Consider the following 14,251-nt stretch of genomic DNA (forward strand, 5'->3'; position numbering starts at 1 on the left):
CCCCGGCCGCGTCAAAGCGCCGCGTCGAACGGGCCGCGTCGAACGGGCCGCGATCGAACGGCCGCGTCGAACGGCCGATCGAAGAAGCGCGTCAGAGGGCTGACAGCAGCGCGTTGATGTGGCGCAGCGGGTCCGACCCCAGCGGGCGCACCGCGACCGTGTCGGCGCCGGCCGCCCACATGCTCTTGACCTGCGCCGCCGCCTCCGCGGGTGTCCCGGTCGCCATCACCACGTCCGCGGGCGAGACCCCCAGGAACTCCGCCTGCCCGGCCACCGTCTCCTCGACCGTCTCGGCGGTGCCGGCCCCCGTGTGCAGGTAGGTGAAGACCACGAGCTCGTGATCCGCGCCGCCGCCGATCTGCGACCGGACGCCGGGAAGCTGCGCGGGACCGATGCCTTCGGGCACGATCGTGCCCTGCGCGACCCGTCCCGACAACGCCAGCGAGCGCGGGCCCTTCACCCCGGCGAGCACGGGCGGCGGCTCGGCCGGCGGGTGCACCAGCGACACGCCGTCGAGATGCACGGACCGGCCGTGCAGGGTGACCGTCTCGCCGCGCAGCAGCGCGCGTACGGACGTGATCGTCTCCTCCAGGAGCGACAGCGGTGAGGGGACGGCTGCGCCGACCTGGCGCATCCAGGCGGGCACGCCGTGACCGATGCCGGCGGCCAGCCGGCCGGGATGCATGCGGGCCAGATTGGCCAGCTCCATCGCCAGCAGCATCGGATTGCGCAGGGGAGCGGGGGTGATGCCGATGCCGACGCGCAGCCGGGACGTGACGGCGAGCGCGGTGGCCGCCGCCGAGACGCCGCCCGTCCAGCCGAGGTCCTCCACCACCCACAGGTCGTCGACGGCGGTGCCGTCGAGCTCTCCGGCGAACGGGATCAGCTGCTCGGGGGGCAGGTCCCGGTCGAACATGACGCCAAGTCTCATGATGCTCTCCAGTAGTAGCGGTAGAGCCGGCCGACCTCCGAGTATCCGGCGCGCAGGAACGCGCCGGCCGTCGGGACGTTGGCGGCGTCGGTGGCCGCGACGATGCGCGGCACGCCGGCCTCGGCGAGCATGCGGGTGCCCCTGGCCAGCAGGTCGTTGACGTAGCCGTGGCCGCGGTGCTCAGGGAGCACCCCGATGTAGGCGATGGAGTGGTCGTCGGGGGCCACCAGACCGACGGGGGTGTCGCCCAGACAGCCGATGACGAACCAGTCGGGCTTGGCCTTGCGGTTGATCAGGTCGTCGTACATCCACCGGGCCTCGCGCTCGGCTCCCACGGTGGCCACCTCGACCCGGGTGTCGTGGTCGAGCGAGCCCTCGGACACGCGGATGAGGATGTCGAGCACGTATGACGGATCCATGCGGCGCGCGGGGCGGTAGGCCAGCCGGCCGGGGTCGTCGGGCAGGTCGGTGCCCGCCGCCCATTCGAGCATGAGCCGCTCGACCTCCATGGTGAAGCCGGCCAGGGTCAGGGCCTCGTGCTCGACGGCGCGGTCGACGGCAGGGGAGAGCCCGGGTCTGAGGGGGATGTCGTGGATCATTTTGCTCAGCCCCATCTCCGCCAGGCTGCGGCGCACCAGGCCGGCGGCGGCGACGGGGTCGGGCCCGGGATCGAAGTGCCAGGTGATCACCGGTTCGGAGCCGGGAAAGGGCGCCCAGTAGGCGAGGCGGGCCTGCCCTTCCGTGAAGCACCACTCGGGCCGCGTCTTGCCCTCGTCGAAGGCGGACACCAGTTGTGAGCGGGCAGGCTCGGGGAACTGGTCGAACAACGTGAAGGCCTCCATGCGCACGAAGGGGGGTTTTCGCAAGGTGTGCCCACGAAGACATCTTCTCGCACACCTCCCGCGGATCAAGCCCGCCTGCGGGTCAGGCGGCATCGTCCAGGGCCGTGCGCGCCTCGCCGGGCGATTCCGTGGTCTCGAAGTGGTGGTCCAGGTCGGTGATCGTCAGCAGGCGGCGGATCATGCCGGAGGCGACCACGAGGATCAGGCGGCCGTGCCGCTGAAGGACCTGGTTGTACGTGGATGTCCCGACCTGCAGAAAGATATGCCTATTTCTTACATATGTTCTGCATTGCCGTTTTGGTGGATGGTGTAGCGCTCGGCTTCGCGGTCGGCATGGATTTCGACCCCTTCTGCCGGACCTTCGGCTGGTCGCTGCCGAGAATCAGCTCGATGCCGTTGATGTCCACCTCGCGCAGCTCGGACCCGGGGATGGCGTCGGCCACCACCCGCGCGGCGGCCTCCTGGCCCTTGCCGTGGCGCACGACGGTCTTGTCGTAGTCGTGCTGCCTGGTGTTGCCCGGCTGGCCGGGCACCTTGAACCCGTACGCGACCAGCGCCTCCTTGGTGCGGGCGCCGAGACCGTTGATCAGCGTGCCGTTCTTGATCCTGAGCGAGATGCTCTCCGGCGGGATGGGAGACGGCTTGGCCGAGGGAGTGGCCTCGGCCGACGGGGTGGGCGCGGCCAGGTCGCGGTCGGCGTCGATCCTGGAGAACATGTCGCGGGCCGCCGCCTTGTCCCACAACACCGCGGACTCTCCGGTGGGCGTCCTGTAGTCGACGTCGGCCAGCGGCACCTCGGCGAACTTCACGTCCTCCAGCGAGACGTCCCTGAGCTGGGTGGCCAGGCCGATCAGCCCGTCGTCGGGGTCGACCTTGACCGTGCTCAACGTCGAGTTGACGAACGAGGCCAGCGTGCCGGGGTTGGCCAGCGTGCCCGCGCTCAGCGCCCGGTTGAGCAGCGCGGAGATGACCTGCTGCTGCCGGTCGATGCGGTCGAGGTCGGAACGGGCGGTGGCGCGGGTGCGGGCGTAGCCGAGCGCCTGGACGCCGTCGAGCTTGTGGGTGCCGGCCGGCAGGTCGAGCGCGATCCGCTGGTCCTTGATCGGCACCGGCGTGCAGACGGTGACCCCGCCGAGGGAGTCGACGACGTCGATGAAGCCGAGGATGTTGACCTCGATGTAGCGGTTGATCTGCAGCCCGGTGACGGACTCGACCGTCTGCCTGGCGAGCTTGGGCCCGCCGAACTGGTAAGCCGAGTTGATCTTGTGGTCGCCCTTGCCGGGGACCGTCGCCCAGGTGTCGCGCGGCAGGCTCACCACCGTGACCTTGCGGTGGTCTTCGGACAGGTGGATGACCATCATGGTGTCGGTGCGCTGCCCGGACTCGCGGCCCAGCTTGAGCCGGTTCTGCTGCTGGCGGGTCAGGTCGTCGCGCTTGTCGACGCCCACCAGCAGGATGTTCTCGGCGCCGCGGGAGGAGGACGCGGTCACGCCCGCGTCGACCGTGCCGATCTGGCGCGGGGTCGCCCACACCACGCCGGTCGTGACCAGCACGCACGTGGACAGGAAACCCGCGATCAGCACGTTGCGGCGGCGGGCCCTGGCGCTTCTGAGCGGCCTGCGGGTGCGGCCGGGTGCGAGCTTGACACCGCCATAGGCGTCTCCGCCCACGAGCACACCGGCGTCCTCCTCGCCCGGCTCGCGCATGCAAGTCCCCCTCTGTTCACGCCGGAGGATCGGGCTTTCGATTGCCCTCCTCCCCTGCTCGTACAGTAGCGTGAGCCCCGCCATGAAGCAGTTCCCCGACTCGCCGCACGCCCCCGCGGAGACGCGTGCCTGGCCCCCCATCTCCGTCGTCATGCCGGTCCTCAACGAGGAGCGGCATCTCCGCGAGGCCGTCGACCAGGTCCTCGCCCAGAGCTACCCCGGTGAGATCGAGGTCGTCCTCGCCGTGGGTCCCTCCCAAGACCGCACCCAGGAGGTCGCCGAGGCCATCGCGGCGGCCGATCCACGGGTGACCGTCGTGCCCAACCCCACGGGCCGCACTCCCAACGCGCTCAACGCCGCCATCGCCGCATCACGCAACGGCATCATCGCCAGGGTCGACGGGCACGCCATGCTGCCCTCCGACTACCTGCGCGTGGCGGTCGAGACGCTGGCGGAGACCGGTGCCGACAACGTCGGCGGCGTGATGGCGGCCGAGGGCGTCACGCCGTTCGAGCAGGCCGTGGCCTGCGCCATGACCTCCAAGATCGGCGTGGGCTCCGCTGCCTTCCACGTGGGCGGCACGGCGGGCCCGGCCGACACCGTCTACCTCGGCGTGTTCCGGCGCTCGGCGCTCGACCGGGTGGGCGGCTACGACGAGCACTTCCAGCGCGCCCAGGACTGGGAGATGAACCACCGCATCCGCCAGAGCGGCGGCCTGGTGTGGTTCCAGCCGCGCATGCGGGTCTCCTACCGGCCGCGGCCCAACGTCAAGGCGCTGGCCCGGCAATACTTCCACTACGGTCGCTGGCGGCGCGTGGTCGCGCGCACCCACGAGGGCACGATCAACCTGCGCTACCTCGCACCGCCCGGCGCGGTGCTGGCCATGCTGCTCGCGCTGGTCGCCTCGCCGTTCTTCCCGCTCGCGCTGGTCGTCCCCGGGGGCTACGCGCTGGCCATCGTGGCCGGCTCGGCGCTGACGGGCAGCGGGCTGCCGGCCGCCGCGAAGCTGCGCCTGCCGATCGTGTACGCCACGATGCACTGCTCCTGGGGCTGGGGCTTCCTCACCAGCCCCAGGAAGCTGGCCAGGCCGCCGCGGTGACGCCGCTCAGCCCGCGAGCACCCGCTCGATGGCGGCGTTGAAGCGGGCCAGCGCGTCGGGATATTCCGGCCCGAGCAGATAACTCCTGAGCTTGACCCTGGCCCGGGCCAGCGTGTCCTTCCCGTTGAGGAAGTCCGCCAGCCCGGCCAGGTCCTGGCCGAGCAGCTCGCCCGCCTCGGTGCTCGGGTAACGCTCGTGGAAGGCCTGCTCCGGCAGGCCGGCCACGTTCGTCACCGCGTACGGCTTCTCGCTGGCCAGGAAGTCGGCCACGACGCTGGAGATGTCGGTGACGAGCAGGTCGCACTCGTTGAAGCAGTCATAGAGATGCGGCTCGGAGCCGGTGACGATCAGATGCCTGATCGCCGGCGCCTCGCCGGCCGCCGCCGACGGATGCCTGGCCTTCGACGTGGCCAGCTCGGTCTCCTCGATCATGGCGACGATTTTTTTGTGCGCCCGGAGAGCGCTCTTGTCGCGGTGACCGGTCAGCGGGTGCGGCTTGTAGATCACGCGCAGGCGCGGACGGTGGTCGAGCAGCGCCCGCACGAGGCGCGGACCCATGCTGGTCAGCGACGTGTGCAGCAGGTCGTCGCTCCAGCCCTCCCAGGTGGGGGCATAGAGCACGGTCCGGTACGGCAGCCCCGGCCCCTCCGTCGAGATGCCCTCGAGCTGTGGCCTGCCGACCTCGTGGATGTTCTCGTCCCTGACCCCGACCCTGGCGCGCCGGTAACGGTCGCGGCCCGCCGGCCCGGCCACCCACACCTCGTCGTAGACCCGGGAGAACGGGTTGAACGACGCCTCCTTGTCGCTGTCGCCGTGGTTGAGGAACGCGCTGCGCAGGGTCGGGATGCGCAACATGTGGACGTTGCGGCCGGCATTGGAGACGTACAGGCACAGTTTGGCGGCGGTCAGGGCGCGGAAGCTCATCAGGTCGGCCGACGACGGGAAGCACAACATCGGCAGGGCGGTCGGCTCCAGATGGGCGGCCATGCCGCGCTCGCGGAGCACGACGATGGCGCGCCTGTCGATGCGTTCGAGCACGGGCAGCCACATCCTGGCCTGGTAGGCGGCGGCGGGGGCGCCGGAGAAGTACAGGATGACCTCGGGGCGGTACCTCTCGACCTGCCTGCCCACGACCTCCATGACCTTCGCCCTGTCGGTGAGCGGGGCGGCGCGCCGTACGTACGGGATGAGCGCGAGCGTGCCGGCGGCGCCGAGCGCGACGGCCAGGCCCGCGCCCAGGGCCGCCATCCTGGCGTCGAACGCCGCGCCGATCACCGGCAGCGCGTCGAGATAGAGGAAGCGCACGCTGCGGTCGTCACGCAGGAAGCGGGGCGGCAGCTTGGGGATGCGCAGCGCGGAGACGTCGAGGTTGCGGGTCGTCACCGGCATCCGGCTGAGCATCTGCCTGAGCCGCAGGGCCAGCCCCGCGTGCCCGGCGCGTACGACGTGGATCGCGAACACGCCGGTCGCCATCCCCAGGAACCACGGCGAGTCGGGCCCGGCCGTCCGCGCCACCAGCAGCAGCGCCATGGTCTCCCTGGCCGCGAAGCGCAGCGTGAGTCCTAGGTGCACCTTGCACAGCAGGTCGGGCAGGGGCCTGCCGGCCCGCGGAGCCACCCGCTCCACCAGGTAGGAGGCCGCGGCGACGGCCCCGAACAACACCGGCGCCGGCCACAGGGCCGACGCCAGCAGGACGGGGTAGCAGCCGAGCAGTGCCGCGATCACGATGAGTCTCCTCATGTGATCGCACGGTAACAAGCCTCAGGTCAAGCGCCGTCCACGCCTGCCTCTATGACTTGCCCTGATAGGTCGGAGATGAGGATGTCCAGCGAGGTCTGCGCGATGAGGTGCGGAGAAGTGCCGGTATTGATGCAGTTGACCCGGATGCCGTCCGTGGCCCATTCGCGGGCCAGTGCCCGGGTGAGCCCGGCCACAGCGGCCCGTGAGGCCGCGTGCAGCGCCCCGGAACCGGGCGGGCTGTGCAGCAGCAGGCTGCCGCGCAGGTGCGGGCGGGCGGCGCGGGCCACGGTGAGCGCGCCCAGATGGTTGACGCTGACCGTGTCGGCGACGCTCTCGCCGGTGGCCTCGGCGAGCCCGCCCCTGTGGCCGGCGACCGCCGCGTTCACCACGTGGTCGACGTCTCCCACACCGTCGAGGGCCTTGGCCACCGCGCCGGCGTCGTCAACGCGCACCCCGTCGGCCTCGGAGAAGGCGTGCACCCGGGCGCCGCGGGCGGCGGCCAGCTCAGCGATCTCCGCGGAGCCGAAGACCACCACGCTCCGCCCGTCGAGCCCTTCCGGATCGCCCGCCGGCACCCTCGCGGCGAGCTGGAAGAGCCGCTCGGCGATGTGCAGGTCGGCCGGATGGGTGACCTTGATGTTGTGCTCGCTGCCCGGCACCAGGTGGATCGGAACACCGGGCAGGTAGCGCAGCACCACGCCGCAGTCGTCGGTGGCGGGCTGCTCGCCGAAGCCGGGATCGGCCATCGCCCGCTCGTAGGCCTCGCGGATCAGCGAGAGCCGGAAGCACTGAGGCGTCTGGCTGCGCCGCAGCCGCGCCCGGTCGAGCACCTCGCCGATCACCTCGCCGCCGGGCGCCGGCTTCGCCACCAGGACCGTGTCGGAGCTCGGGATCGCCACATTGACGGCGGGATGCTCGCGCAGCGCCCTGACGCAATCGGCGATGATGCGCGGCTCCACGAGCGGGCGCACGGCGTCGTGCAGCAGCACGTTGCACTCCTGCGTGCCCAGCGCCCGCAGCGCCCGCCACGTGCTCTCGGTGCGGCTCGCGCCGCCGTCGACGACCTGGCTGACCTTGCCGTAGCCGCCCCGCGCGACGATCTCGCGCACCCGGTCGGCGTGTCCCGGCGTCATCAGCACCACGATCTCGTCGATCTCGGGGGCGCGCTCGAACGCCGCCAGCGAGTGCTCGATGATCGTCCGCCCGGCGACCTCGACGAGCTGTTTGGGCGTGTCGTGCCCGAACCGCTGCCCTACGCCGCCCGCGAGGAGCACCCCAACCGACCGCAGCCGTGACGTCATACCGCGAGCCTAACGGTCCTGGTCCGTGATATCGCGTTGACCTCTCGCTACGCTGTGGCTACGCACCCGCGTGCCCACGCACTCCCGACCCGACCGGGAGGAGACCTGTGCCTTGCCCGACTCAATGACGCGAGGTGGCACGACCAGCCCTCATGCCGCGGTCGTGGTCCTCGCCACGACCCCGGCATGCGGGCTCTCGTGCGCCGACGGCACGCTGCTCGACCGGCTCAGCGACCAGCTCGCCACGCTGCCGGTGCGCGAGGTGCAGGTGGTGACCCCCAGCGGAGGCCTCGGCGCCGACCTGCGAGGAGTGGCCAAGATCGCCCGCACCGCCACCGGCGCCGTCGCCGTGTTGCCCGGCGACCTCGTGATCCACACCGAGGCGCTGGCGCTGCTGCTCGAACACCCGGCCCATGGCACCGGCGCGCTGGTCTGCCGCGAGACGGCCGCGGCCCCGCTCCGGCCGCCCGTACGCGTCGAAGGCGGCAAGGTCGTCGCCGCGGGCAGCTCGTTCCACCTGGTCCCCGAGGCGAACGCCACGTTCAGGGGCCTGCTCCAGGCGGCCGAGGCCGACCTCGGCGTGCTGGCCGACATCGCCGAAGAGCTGGCCGAGCTGGCCGACACCGGCCGCCTCGGCCCCGTCACCCCGGTCGAGGCCGTCGACCTGCTGCTCGTCGGGCTGGTCAGATCGGGCGTGGCCGTACGCGCGGCGACGCTCGGGCCGCTGCACGCCGACCGGGTGACCGGCCAGATCTCCGCGGACACCGCCCTGGCCAAGCTGGCCGAGGTCGACGAGGCCAAGGTCAAGGTCGAGACCGCCGTCAAACCCGACGACGGCTTCTTCGCCACCTACTTCGTCTCCACCTGGACCCGCCACCTGATCAGGCCGGCCGCCACGCTCAAGCTGACGCCCAACACCGTCACCGGCGTCTCCGTCGGCCTGGCGCTGCTGTCGGCCGTCTGGTTCTCCGCCGGCACCCCGGCCACGCGCCTGGCCGGGGCGGTGCTGCTCTACCTGTCGTTCGCGCTCGACTGCCTCGACGGCCAGCTCGCCCGCTACACCCGCACGTTCTCCCCGCTCGGCGCGTGGGCCGACGGCATGGCCGACCGGCTCAAGGAATACGTCGTCTACATCGGCCTGGCCGCCGGGTACGCCGGGCCCCGCATCTGGTACCTCGCGGTCGCCGCGATGATCCTGCAGATCGTCCGGCACGCCGTCGACTACACCTACGCGGGGGCCGTGGCCGACACCGCCCGCGTCGGCGCTGCCTGGGGCAGGCCCGCCCGCTCCCTGCTGGAGTCGGAGGACGCCCGCCGCGCCAGGGGCGTGCTCGGCCTCGCCCAGCGGCTCGAACGCGACACCGTGACGCGCTGGCTGAAGAAGATCATCGTGCTGCCCATCGGCGAGCGCACCGCCCTGATCGCCATCACCGCCGCCTGCTGGAACGCCAAGGTCACGTTCCTGTCGCTGCTGTGCTGGGGCGGCGTGGCGGCCCTCTACCAGCTCTTCGGACGGATCGCGAGGTCGGCACGGTGACATCGGTCCACATGGCTCCCGTCCCCAGCAGCACCGTCGTGGCCTACCGCGACGACGGGCCGCTCTCGCGCGCCATGGGCCTGCTCGTGGCCGGGCAACTCCCGCCGCTGCCGCCGGTCATCGCGGGCACGTTCGTCACCGGGGTGCTGCTGGTGCTCGGCGTGGCCGGGTCCGACGGGCTCGCCGTGTTCGCGCCCGCCGTGACGTTGCTGCTGGCCGGGCCGGGCAGCAGCCACGCGCACGACGGCCGGCTCGACTGGCTCGTGCCGCCGATCCTGCGGGTCATCGAGTACACGTTCATCGCGGCGTGCGGGTTCGCCCACGGGGTGCACCCCGTACTGATCATGATGCTGATCGGCGCGCTGGCCTTCCACCACTACGACCTGGTGCACCGGCTGCGCCAGCGGGTCTATGCGCCGGCCTGGTTGTCCACGTTCGGGCTCGGCTGGGACGGGCGGATGATGGTGGTCTCGCTGGTCGCCCTCACGGGCTGGCTGACCGGCGGCTACGTGGTGTTCGCGCTCTACCTGTGGGCGTTGTTCGGCTGGGAGAGCCTCACCTGCTGGCTGGCCGCCCCCCAGGCGGGGGCGGAAGCGGCGGAAACGGGAACACAAGACTGATGGCAGATTACCCACCGTAGGCCGAAAGGGAACTAACCTTTGGGCCTACGGTGGCGCGTCCAACGACCGCCCCACCCCTACGCGGGTCGCGTCCAGTGCCCCGCCGCACGTTACGACTGAGGAGTGCACGTTGCTGGGAATGGTTCTGGCCGCCGGGGCCGGACGACGCCTGCGGCCGTACACCGACACGCTGCCCAAGGCGCTCGTGCCGGTCGACGGCGAGACCACGATCATGGACATCTCGCTGCGCAATCTTGCCGAGGTGGACCTGCGGGAGGTCGTGGTCGTCGTCGGTTACGCGGCGCAGGCCGTCCACGACCGCAAGGAGGAGCTGGAGGACAGGCACGGCGTCAAGCTCACCCTCGTGCACAACGACAAGGCCGAGGAGTGGAACAACGCCTACTCCCTGTGGTGCGCGCGCGACTACTTCGCCCAGGGCGCGCTACTGGTCAACGGCGACACCGTGCACCCGGTCTCGGTCGAGAAGACGCTGCTGTCGGCGCCCGAGACGAGCGACATCCTGCTGGCCGTCGACAACGTGAAAAAGCTCGCCGACGAGGAGATGAAGGTCACCCTCTCGCCGGAGGGCGCGCTGCGCCGCATCACCAAGCTCATGGATCCGGCCGAGGCCTACGGCGAGTACATCGGCGCCACCCTCATCCGGCCGGGCGCGGCCGAGCGGCTGGCCGACGCGCTCAAGGCGACATTCGAGCGCGACCCGCAGCTCTACTACGAGGACGGTTACCAGGAGATGGTCGAGCGCGGCGAGCTGATCCACGCCGCGCCCATCGGGGAGGTCGACTGGGTCGAGGTGGACAACCACGACGACCTGGCGAAGGCCCGCACCATAGCCGTGCGCTACTGAGGGGGCGCGATGCCGCTTCTAGCGAGAATGCTGCCGACACCGCTGACCATGCAGGTCAGGCGGGGTGCGGTGGCGGAGCTCGGCGCGCTGCTGGCCGACAGCCGCGTGGCCACCTCCGGCAGGGTCGCCGTGGCCGTCGGGCCGGGCCAGGGCGACCACATCGAAAGCCTGATAGCGCCCACGCTGGGTGAGGCCGAGATCTTCAGGGTGGCCGACGGCACAGTCGACGCGGCCGTCTCGCTCGGCGCCGACCTGCGCAAGGGCGCCTACGAAGTCGTGGTCGGCGTCGGGGGCGGCAAGACGATCGACGCGACGAAATACGCCGCGTCGCTCGCCGGCATCCCGATGGTGGCCGTGGCCACCAACCTCGCCCACGACGGCATCTGCTCGCCCACCGCCTCCCTGGTCTACGACGGCGGCAAGGGCACGTTCGGGGTGCCGATGCCGCTGGCGATCCTCGTCGACCTCGACTTCGTGCACAACGCGCCGAAGCAGCTCGTCCGGGCGGGCGTGGGCGACGTGGTGAGCAACCTGTCGGCGATCGAGGACTGGCAGCTCGGCAACGTCGAGCGCGGCGAGCCGATCGACGGGCTGGCCTGCTCCATGGCCCGTACGGCCGCGGAGGCGCTGATCGGGCGGGCCGACTCCATCGAGTCCGACGCGTTCCTCACCGTGCTGGCCGAATCGCTGATCCTGTCGGGCATGTCGATGGTGATCGCGGGCTCATCCCGGCCCGCGAGCGGTGGCGACCATGAGATCCTTCATGCCGTGGATCAGCTCTTCCCCGGCACCTCCAACCACGGCGAGCTCGCCGGCATCGGTGCCGCCTTCTGCTTCTTCCTCAGGGAGGACGACGCTCGCGTGGCGCAGGTGACCGACTGCCTGCGCCGGCACGAACTGCCGATCGTCCCCGCCGACATCGGGCTGTCCAGCCAGCAGTTCGCCGAGGCCGTCGCGCTGGCGCCGGCCACCCGTCCCGGCCGCTACACGATCCTGGAACACCTGCGCATGCAGGACTCCGAGATCCACGATCGGGTGGAGGACTATGTCCGGGCCTTCGGTCGCTGAGCTGCGGCGGGTCGCCCAGCCCGAGGGCCACCTCCAGCGCAAGAACGGCGAGCACTGGGCGGGCGTCCTCTACATGCGCAGGGTGTCCATCTACGTCACGTGGCTGATGGCCAAGACGCCGGTCACGCCCAACCAGCTCACGTGGGTGATGACGCTGGCCGGCATCGTGGCCGGCGTCGTGCTGGCCCTGCCAGGGCTCTGGGCGGCCGTGTTCGCCGCGCTGCTCATCCAGGTCTACCTCCTGCTCGACTGCTCCGACGGTGAGCTGGCCCGCTGGACGGGCAAGACCTCGCTGGTCGGCGTCTATCTCGACCGCGTGGGCGCCTACTTCACCGAGGCGGCGCTGCTGGCCGGACTGGGCTGGCGGGCCTCGGCCGTCCTGCCCGACTGGTACACCGTGCTGGGGGTCGGCGCCGCGCTGGGCGCGATCCTCATCAAGGCCGAGACCGACCTCGTGGACGTGGCGCGGGCCAAGGGCGGGCTGACGGCCGCGACCGAGGCGTCCGTGGGACAGTTCCGCTCCGGGCTGCTGGGGCTGGGCCGGCGGGTGCTGTCGGCGACGAAGTTCCACCGCATCGTGCAGCCGGTGGAGCTGTCGCTGCTCGCGCTGGCGACCGCGGTGATCGATCTGGCGATCGGCGATCTCACCCCCACCCGGGTGTTGCTCGTCGCCTGTTTCGTCGCCGCCTGCCTCCAGGTTGTCCTGCATTTGGTCAGCATCCTGGCATCGAGGCGACTTGCGTGATCTCATGTCGGAACCGGAAGGGCCCCTCGTCCGTCGTATTGATCGGACGTCCGCCGTTCGGTGGGGGTTCACTGACGGTTCCGATACGCTTAGCTCCACCCATATCCCAAACGATGCAGACCAGCAGACTCGGTGATCATGAAAGAATGCTCCGCCCGTGCTCTCAACGCGTCAGGACGATGATTCGTTGAAGATCTCGTGCGTCATCCTCACCATGGGCAACCGGGTCGCGGAGCTGAACCGGGCGGTCGAGTCCGCGCTCAACCAGGTCGACGGCGACGTCGAGGTGGTGATCGTAGGCAATGGCGCCGACGTGCCCGAGGTGTCGGCGACGCCACCCGAGGGGTCGTCCGCGATCGTGAAAGCGATCCGGCTCGACCAGAACACCGGCATTCCCGCAGGCCGAAACCGCGGCGTGGAGGAGTGCTCGGGCGACGTCGTGCTGTTCCTCGACGACGACGGCTGGTATGCCAGCCAGAAAGTGGTCGCCCACGTACGCGACCGTTTCGCCACCGAGCCCGACCTCGCGGTGATCTCCTTCCGGGTGATGGATCCCGACGGCGGCATCGGGCAGCGGCGTCACGTCCCCCGCCTGCGCGCGGGCGATCCGCAGCGCTCGTCGCCCGTCACGACGTTCCTCGGCGGCGCCTCCGCCATCAGGCGCTCGGCCTTCCTGCAGGTGGGCGGCCTGCCCGAGCGGTTCTTCTACGCGCACGAGGAGACCGACCTGGCCTGGCGGCTGCTCGGCGAGGGCTACCGCATCGAATATGACGCCGAAACGGTGATGTACCACCCGCAGGTGCCGCCGACGCGGCACACCGAGTTCTACCGGCTCAACGCCCGCAACCGGGTCTGGCTGGCCCGGCGCAACCTGCCGTGGCCGCTGGCGTGCCTCTACCTCACCAACTGGGTCGTCCTCACCATCGTGCGCGAGCGCGGCTCGGGTGGCGCGCTCAAAGCCTGGTTCGCCGGATTCTTCGAAGGCCTGCGCACCTCCGCCGGCGAGCGCCGCCCCATGGCCTGGCGCACGGCCTGGCGCATGGTCAAGCTGGGCCGCCCGCCGATCGTCTGAGCTCAGGCCTGCTCGGCCGCGCCGAAGACCATCTCGGCGCGCGAGACGTTCATGCTGAACAACGCCCGCTTCGGCAGCCCCAGCTCGCTCAGCTCCTTGGCGATGGGATGGTTGCCCAGGCGGATCAGTGCCCCGGCGGGGCGGACCCTGGCGCCGCGCGCCCGCACCGACCAGGGCACGCGCCGCGTCACGCCCTCCCGGTGCGTGTACGCGTCCAGCGGCGCCATGACGGTGGCGCCCGGCACCGGCACGCCCGGCTTGATCAGCATGTCGAGCACGAGCCTGCCGTCCTTGCGCAGCACACACCGCTTGTACGGTGAGCCGAGCCGCAACTCGATGTCGGCCAGTTCCTTCGGAAACCCCCACAACGTCCGCCCGGCCTCCAGCGTGAACCGCTGGTCGACGGGCAGCCAGTGCACGAACACCCCGGTCCGCGACAGGTCGGCGGCTCTCATGGGCCCCGACACGCCTGGAGGGCGCACCAGGAACGCCATGCCGAACTCGTGGTAGGCGTCGAGATCGCCGTCGCGGTAGTCGACGAACAGCAGCACGCAGAGGGCCTTGCCCGGCAGGACCTCGGCGACGTCGAGCCCGGAGTACGCGATGACCGCCCTGGCGGCGTCGGCGCGCACCGGGTAGAAGGCGCCGCAGATCTCCGCGTCCCGCACCCGCACCGGCATGCCGACCGTCCGGCCCAGGATCAGATGCGATGCCATGGTTCCCAG

13 protein-coding genes are annotated in these 14,251 nt (G+C 71.1%); 7 read left to right on the plus strand and 6 right to left on the minus strand.

Annotated elements, in window-relative coordinates:
• Nucleotides 1–91: 91 nt before the first annotated feature.
• The 3 genes from ABGB01_RS12640 to ABGB01_RS12650 form a co-directional block, all read right to left on the minus strand.
• Nucleotides 92–931, minus strand: coding sequence for an LLM class flavin-dependent oxidoreductase (locus ABGB01_RS12640; RefSeq protein WP_347773458.1), 840 nt, complete (start codon nt 929–931; stop codon nt 92–94).
• Nucleotides 928–1,773 carry a GNAT family N-acetyltransferase gene (locus ABGB01_RS12645; protein WP_347773508.1) on the minus strand — a complete coding sequence of 282 codons (846 nt, stop codon included), beginning with the start codon at nt 1,771–1,773 and terminating at the stop codon, nt 928–930. Before ABGB01_RS12645 ends, ABGB01_RS12640 begins: the two co-directional genes overlap by 4 nt.
• Nucleotides 1,774–2,039: 266 nt before the next feature.
• Nucleotides 2,040–3,479 carry an LCP family protein gene (locus ABGB01_RS12650; RefSeq protein ID WP_347773459.1) on the minus strand — a complete coding sequence of 480 codons (1,440 nt, stop codon included), beginning with the start codon at nt 3,477–3,479 and terminating at the stop codon, nt 2,040–2,042.
• 82 nt (nt 3,480–3,561) lie between these two features.
• On the opposite strand from ABGB01_RS12650, the gene ABGB01_RS12655 reads away from it, so the two are divergent.
• Nucleotides 3,562–4,578, plus strand: a complete 1,017-nt coding sequence (locus tag ABGB01_RS12655) for a glycosyltransferase family 2 protein (protein WP_347773460.1) — start codon at nt 3,562–3,564, stop codon at nt 4,576–4,578.
• Between the two features lie 6 nt (nt 4,579–4,584).
• Here ABGB01_RS12655 and ABGB01_RS12660 read toward each other — a convergent pair whose 3' ends face one another.
• Together ABGB01_RS12660 and ABGB01_RS12665 are read right to left on the minus strand one after the other, a co-directional pair.
• Nucleotides 4,585–6,318: a CDP-glycerol glycerophosphotransferase family protein gene (locus tag ABGB01_RS12660; RefSeq protein WP_347773461.1), complete on the minus strand. Its 1,734-nt coding sequence runs from the start codon at nt 6,316–6,318 to the stop codon at nt 4,585–4,587.
• 26 nt (nt 6,319–6,344) lie between these two features.
• Nucleotides 6,345–7,619, minus strand: coding sequence for a bifunctional cytidylyltransferase/SDR family oxidoreductase (locus tag ABGB01_RS12665; protein ID WP_347773462.1), 1,275 nt, complete (start codon nt 7,617–7,619; stop codon nt 6,345–6,347).
• 112 nt (nt 7,620–7,731) lie between these two features.
• Between ABGB01_RS12665 and ABGB01_RS12670 the strand changes: the two genes are divergently transcribed.
• The 6 genes from ABGB01_RS12670 (at nt 7,732) to ABGB01_RS12695 (ending at nt 13,526) form a co-directional block, all read left to right on the plus strand.
• Complete coding sequence (locus tag ABGB01_RS12670) at nt 7,732–9,156, plus strand: CDP-alcohol phosphatidyltransferase family protein (protein ID WP_347773463.1); 1,425 nt, start codon at nt 7,732–7,734, stop codon at nt 9,154–9,156.
• Nucleotides 9,157–9,167: 11 nt separating this feature from the next.
• Nucleotides 9,168–9,776, plus strand: coding sequence for a DUF5941 domain-containing protein (locus tag ABGB01_RS12675; protein ID WP_347616501.1), 609 nt, complete (start codon nt 9,168–9,170; stop codon nt 9,774–9,776).
• 130 nt (nt 9,777–9,906) lie between these two features.
• Nucleotides 9,907–10,641, plus strand: coding sequence for a phosphocholine cytidylyltransferase family protein (locus ABGB01_RS12680; protein ID WP_132638236.1), 735 nt, complete (start codon nt 9,907–9,909; stop codon nt 10,639–10,641).
• A gap of 27 nt (nt 10,642–10,668) precedes the next feature.
• Nucleotides 10,669–11,709: an iron-containing alcohol dehydrogenase family protein gene (locus ABGB01_RS12685; RefSeq protein WP_347773509.1), complete on the plus strand. Its 1,041-nt coding sequence runs from the start codon at nt 10,669–10,671 to the stop codon at nt 11,707–11,709.
• A complete protein-coding gene (locus ABGB01_RS12690; protein ID WP_347773464.1) occupies nt 11,687–12,454 on the plus strand; it encodes a CDP-alcohol phosphatidyltransferase family protein in 768 nt (255 codons plus the stop codon). Before ABGB01_RS12685 ends, ABGB01_RS12690 begins: the two co-directional genes overlap by 23 nt.
• 187 nt (nt 12,455–12,641) lie before the next feature.
• Complete coding sequence (locus ABGB01_RS12695; RefSeq protein ID WP_347616499.1) at nt 12,642–13,526, plus strand: glycosyltransferase; 885 nt, start codon at nt 12,642–12,644, stop codon at nt 13,524–13,526.
• Nucleotides 13,527–13,528: 2 nt separating this feature from the next.
• Here ABGB01_RS12695 and ABGB01_RS12700 read toward each other — a convergent pair whose 3' ends face one another.
• Nucleotides 13,529–14,242, minus strand: coding sequence for an acetoacetate decarboxylase family protein (locus ABGB01_RS12700; protein WP_347773465.1), 714 nt, complete (start codon nt 14,240–14,242; stop codon nt 13,529–13,531).
• Nucleotides 14,243–14,251 lie beyond the last annotated feature (9 nt).

The organism is Nonomuraea sp. B5E05 (assembly GCF_039880665.1).
Taxonomy (GTDB): domain Bacteria; phylum Actinomycetota; class Actinomycetes; order Streptosporangiales; family Streptosporangiaceae; genus Nonomuraea.

Bases quoted from the DNA above. Each gene is read 5' to 3' on its own strand.
- ABGB01_RS12690 (WP_347773464.1), top strand. From the start codon at position 11,687: ATGTCCGGGCCTTCGGTCGCTGAGCTGCGGCGGGTCGCCCAGCCCGAG.
- ABGB01_RS12650 (WP_347773459.1), bottom strand. From the start codon at position 3,479: ATGCGCGAGCCGGGCGAGGAGGACGCCGGTGTGCTCGTGGGCGGAGAC.
- ABGB01_RS12675 (WP_347616501.1), top strand. From the start codon at position 9,168: ATGGCTCCCGTCCCCAGCAGCACCGTCGTGGCCTACCGCGACGACGGG.
- ABGB01_RS12655 (WP_347773460.1), top strand. From the start codon at position 3,562: ATGAAGCAGTTCCCCGACTCGCCGCACGCCCCCGCGGAGACGCGTGCC.
- ABGB01_RS12640 (WP_347773458.1), bottom strand. From the start codon at position 931: ATGAGACTTGGCGTCATGTTCGACCGGGACCTGCCCCCCGAGCAGCTG.
- ABGB01_RS12685 (WP_347773509.1), top strand. From the start codon at position 10,669: ATGCTGCCGACACCGCTGACCATGCAGGTCAGGCGGGGTGCGGTGGCG.
- ABGB01_RS12645 (WP_347773508.1), bottom strand. From the start codon at position 1,773: ATGGAGGCCTTCACGTTGTTCGACCAGTTCCCCGAGCCTGCCCGCTCA.
- ABGB01_RS12665 (WP_347773462.1), bottom strand. From the start codon at position 7,619: ATGACGTCACGGCTGCGGTCGGTTGGGGTGCTCCTCGCGGGCGGCGTA.
- ABGB01_RS12700 (WP_347773465.1), bottom strand. From the start codon at position 14,242: ATGGCATCGCATCTGATCCTGGGCCGGACGGTCGGCATGCCGGTGCGG.
- ABGB01_RS12660 (WP_347773461.1), bottom strand. From the start codon at position 6,318: ATGAGGAGACTCATCGTGATCGCGGCACTGCTCGGCTGCTACCCCGTC.